Annotated in this window: 1 protein-coding gene and 4 pseudogenes; 2 read left to right on the top strand and 3 right to left on the bottom strand. The window is 38.6% G+C overall.

The window, feature by feature from the left end:
• The first annotated feature begins 303 nt into the window (after positions 1-303).
• Both FTV09_RS17065 and FTV09_RS17060 read left to right on the top strand, forming a co-directional pair.
• Positions 304-1,236, top strand: a pseudogene (locus FTV09_RS17065) (IS5 family transposase).
• Positions 1,237-1,285: 49 nt separating this feature from the next.
• Positions 1,286-1,789: pseudogene (locus tag FTV09_RS17060) on the top strand (transposase); the annotation flags it as partial.
• 329 nt (positions 1,790-2,118) lie between these two features.
• Here the strand turns inward: FTV09_RS17060 and FTV09_RS17055 are convergent.
• From FTV09_RS17055 to FTV09_RS17045, 3 genes and pseudogenes are all read right to left on the bottom strand, one after another.
• Entirely contained in the window at positions 2,119-2,346 is a 228-nt protein-coding gene (locus FTV09_RS17055; protein ID WP_004646177.1) for a hypothetical protein, read from the bottom strand.
• 117 nt (positions 2,347-2,463) lie between these two features.
• Positions 2,464-4,224: pseudogene (ppk1, locus tag FTV09_RS17050) on the bottom strand (polyphosphate kinase 1); the annotation flags it as partial.
• Positions 4,225-4,252: 28 nt separating this feature from the next.
• Positions 4,253-4,347: pseudogene (locus FTV09_RS17045) on the bottom strand (IS1 family transposase); the annotation flags it as partial.

Here is a 4,347-nt window from a genome sequence, read left to right as displayed (position 1 = left end):
TTCAAATGGCTATTCTACGTTTGATTGGTTTTGGAAAAAAAGAAGAATTTAAGAAAGTGCTAGCAATTTTAAGAAAGAAAAAGCCTGATAGGACAAGGATCCTATGAAATTTGTCGTGTACAGAGAATTTTATTAGATTTTTTGAATATTTTAATTCTTGTAAATCCAATATTAGCAGAACTAGTATTAATGGGTAAAATTTGTGCACTAGTGCACTTAAAAAACTGCTTATTGCTAATAGAGCAAGGGGGCTTTGTTGCACAAACCTAGCATCAAAAGCTTATTCAGCAATATAATTTCAAAATGAATAAGCCTGCCTCTAAAATCTACCGTACAACCAATTGGTCATCCTATAACCGAGCCTTAATTAACCGAGGTAATATTTCCATTTGGTTTGATCCAAAGACTCAGTGGTATGCACAATCACAAGGCAAGCAAGGTCGAAATCAAACCTACTCCGATACAGCGATTCAATGCTGCTTAATGATCAAATGACTATTCCGACTCTCTTTACGTATGGTCACAGGTTTTGTTCAAAGTCTGATTAAACTCTCTGGATTAGATTGGACAGCTCCGGATTATTCCACCCTTTGTCGTAGACAAAAGCATATTGATATTGCGATTAGCTATCAAAAAAGTAGTGATGGACTGCATCTACTCGTAGACTCTACTGGTTTGAAGTTTCTTGGTGAAGGTGAATGGAAACGCAAGAAACATGGGGCTGAATATCGTCGCCAATGGCGTAAGCTTCACATTGCTATAGATGCTAAAACCCTGCAAATACGTGCAGTACAACTCACCACAAATAATGTCAGTGATTCTCAAGTACTCGAAGATTTACTTGCTCAAATTCCCTTGGATGAACCAATTGATTCTGTTTATACAGATGGTGCTTATGACACAAAGTACTGCCGACAAGTCATTTTAGATCGAGATGCACATGCGATCATTCCACCTAGAAAGAATGCAAAGCCTTGGAAGGATCAGCAAGCGAGGTCTATAGAGCGGAACGAATTATTAAAGACAGTCAAACGGCTAGGCAGATCGCTTTGGAAAAAGTGGTCTGGTTATCACCGTCGAAGTTTGGTTCAAACCAAGATGCATTGCATCAAATTATTAGGCGATAAATTAACAGCGCGGAGTTTTCCAAGTCAGGTGAATGAGATCCATGCACGCATGGCAGTCTTGAATAAATTCACAGAATTAGGTCGCCCTCATACCCAAGTTGTCTCTTAAATTTGAGCAGCTTAAGGGAACTCAGCCTTTCAAACCTTTATGCAACAAAGCCGTGCTGATTCAGAAACTGTATGCCATAGAAGCAGAACTCAGGAAAAAGACCGATGGTACAGCAGAACATCGCCGCGAATACCGGCAACAGCATAGCCAACCGGTGATGCAACAACTGTATGAATGGCTCAACCAACATTATCTGGCGGTGCCATCGAGTTCTCCAACTGCCAAGGCGATCAATTACAGCCTAAAACGTTGGCAGGCACTCTGCCGCTATCTGGATGATGGCAATTTGCCTATAGATATGAGCAGCATTGCTGCGCAAGGGATTGAAAATCAGATGCGCCCCTGGGCGTTGGGACGTAAGAACTGGCTGTTTGCTGGCTCGCTGCGCAGCGGCCAACGAGCTGCCAATATCATGACTTTAATCCAGTCAGCAAAGCTGAATGGACTGGATCCGTATGCCTATTTAAGTGATGTGCTGAAAAGGCTGCCGACGCATAAAGTGACCCAAATAGAAGAATTACTGCCACACCGCTGGAAATCCGACCAAAATTAAAAAATAGGCATGGGATTCAGCGGACGCTTACAAAACACCAAAATATCTCTCTTGTGATCATGGTCCCTTAATTATGGGTATTGATCTAAATGCCAAGGTTGAGCAGAGTCTAGAGCAAGGTAAATCAAGAGATGGCCGTTTGGGGTTATAGTCACTTCTACTACAGCCCCTTAAATAATTATATTTCTCTTTAAATGATGAACATAACTTTGAAATATAAAACTATTTATTTTGCTATAAAAAAACCACCAATAATGGCGGTTTTTTATCAATGACAACTTATGCGTCATGTGACGGTCACTTATCGTATTTTATAAGTTTGGTACTTCTTACTTTATTTTAAAATGATGTTTCTCAGGAATAAGTTTTATTTTTATCGATTTATAAAGTCGCTCTTCAGAATTTTCTGCTGATTTTGTCACTTTATCAGCAAATTTCTGATCAGACATAAGCATGGCATATGTTTTATAACCTATTTCAAGCGCTTGTGTTTTATTGCCTTCTTCTTCGAACTGTTCAATTAATTTGTTGATCTTTTTAACACTGATATCATTCATGTAATTGACTCATTCCCACTTGATTTTTACTTTAGGGTTGTATTGTTACAGTTTAGTTAAAATAAGTTTAAATCATTGCAAATAATTGTCATTTATACAATGACTTGAAATTTTTCGTTAAATAATTTGATTCATTAATTGTTGCTGGGCAATATGGACTGCCTGTCCATTGCCAGCCTGACATTGTATCCAGGTACCATCGGCTTGTAATTCCCATGCACGCCGATTATCTTGAAGATAATTCATTAAGCCCTCTTCCAGAATTTGTTTACGAAGTTTTTTATCTTCGATTGGGAAACAGGTCTCGATGCGAGAGAATAAATTACGCCCCATCCAATCTGCACTGGCGCAAAAAAGTTTACTTTCACCCTGATGGTAAAAATAATAAACCCGGGTATGTTCTAAAAAACGTCCCACAATTGAGCGGACTCGAATATTTTCAGAAAGTCCTTTCACTTGTGGGCGTAAGCAGCAAATTGAACGGATAATCAAATCGATTTGAACGCCCGCTTGAGACGCTCTATACAGAGCATCAATTAGTTGAGATTCAGTTAAGGCGTTGACTTTAATAATAATCTGCGCTTTTTTGCCCGCTTTGCTATTTTCAGTTTCATTTTCAATGAGTTCAATCAATTGAGAATGCAGAGTAAATGGTGCATGAAAAAGTTTTTTCAATTTGACCATTTTCCCCATGCCTGTGAGCTCCTGGAAGACTTTATGGACATCTTCACAAATATCAGCATCACTGGTCAGTAGTCCATAATCAGTATAGATTTTGGCATTCATTGCATGATAGTTACCTGTGCCTAAATGAACATAACGTTTAATCTTGTCTACTTCACGACGCACGATCAGAATCATTTTGGCGTGGGTTTTATAACCAACGATCCCATATACAACAACCGCCCCAGCTTCTTGTAATAGATTGGCAACTTCGATATTTGACTCCTCATCAAAGCGAGCACGTAATTCAATCACTGCTGTGACTTCCTTACCATTTCGTGCTGCTTCAGCAAGGACTTGCACAATTTCAGAATCTACACCACTACGATAAAGGGTTTGTTTTATGGCTAACACATGTGGATCACGGGCTGCCTCTTTCAGTAGCTTAATGACCGGAGCAAAAGAGTGAAAAGGGTGATGTAATAAAACATCTTCGGTTTTTAATACCTCAAATATGGATTTTTTCCCATACAACACTTTCGGTAATTTTTGTACATGGGAAGGAAAACGTAATTCGGGCAAATTGAAGTTTGAGATAAAACGGACTAGATTAAGCGGGCCATCAATACGATAGAGTTGGTCTTGCTCAAGATCAAATTGTCCAAGTAAATAATCAGTAATATTTTCAGGGCAGTTTTTAGTCACCTCAAGTCTTACAGCGCGACCAAAGCGTCGCGAGGATAGTTCATCTTTTAAGGCAATCGCTAAGTCTTCAACATCTTCTGAGATGGTTAAATCTGCATTACGTGTGACCCGAAATTGATAACATCCCGTTGTTGTAACGCCTGGAAATAATTCATGAATATGTTGCTGAATAATGGCTGAAAGTAAAATGTAGTGTTCAGCCTCACCGGAAATACTTTTAGGTAACTTCACTAATCTAGGTAATGATCGTGGTGCGGGAACAATCGCCAAATCAATTTTTCGTCCAAAAGCATCTTTACCCTCTAAAGTTACAATAAAATTTAAACTTTTATTCACCAGCCGAGGAAAGGGATGTGCTGGATCTAAACTGATAGGCGTAACCACAGGTTGAACTTCATTATGAAAATAATCCTTAATCCATTCTTTATGTTTTTGAAGGATGTCACCATACTGAATGAAATGAACGCCATGTCCTTGCAGTTGCGGTAAGAGATTATAATTAAGAATTTTAGGTGGTGTTTCAAAAAGTATGCTGACATTAAATGAAACCATTATTGATGTAAAAAAAGGTTAAGTCGAAGGCTTTAAAATGGTTTTCAATCTTTTTGGAGAAATTACAACTCTTTCTAAAAC

The organism is Acinetobacter sp. YH12227, from assembly GCF_013417785.1.
GTDB lineage: Bacteria > Pseudomonadota > Gammaproteobacteria > Pseudomonadales > Moraxellaceae > Acinetobacter > Acinetobacter gandensis.
This window is presented reverse-complemented; position numbering and strand designations above follow the sequence as displayed.